1 protein-coding gene is annotated in these 509 nt (G+C 43.8%); it reads left to right on the top strand.

The features are described from left to right. A partial coding sequence (locus tag ACFILW_RS11400; RefSeq protein ID WP_375685875.1) for a hemagglutinin repeat-containing protein occupies positions 1 to 509 on the top strand: 509 nt, incomplete at both ends.

Genomic DNA, 509 nt, shown 5'->3' with positions numbered 1-509 from the left:
TCGATATACGGGAGTGAGGGAAAGACAGAAAATGAAGAGAGTTTTGAGCATCAAGGTTCTTCTCTCAATGCGGATGGTACGATCAACATCACTGCCAAGAAAAAAGATGTGACAATTGTTGGCTCTGATCTTGCAGGTGAGAATATTAACCTTTCGGCAACTCGTGATGTCAATGTGCTTGTTGGTCATAATAGCCATAAGTCAAACTCAAAGGAAGAACGTACAGGCTTTGGGTTTCAGTTTGAAAAGAGCAACAGCGGTGCTTCTGTAGGTGTTGGAATTGCAAGCGCCAAAGATACGGGCGATCAATGGGAAACCACTTCCACACAATCACACATCACGGCACGCCAAGATGTGCAGATCAATGGTGGCAATGATGTGAATTTACAAGCAACCATTGTTTCGGCGGATCGTGATGTCAACATTGATGCCGGCAATAATATCACCCTATCAGAAAGCTATGATACCTCTAACGGCAAAGAGACACATGAAAAGTCTTTTGCTGGTGT

The sequence above is a fragment of the Bartonella sp. TT110JLCBS genome, from assembly GCF_042193405.1.
Lineage (GTDB): Bacteria > Pseudomonadota > Alphaproteobacteria > Rhizobiales > Rhizobiaceae > Bartonella.
This window is presented reverse-complemented; position numbering and strand designations above follow the sequence as displayed.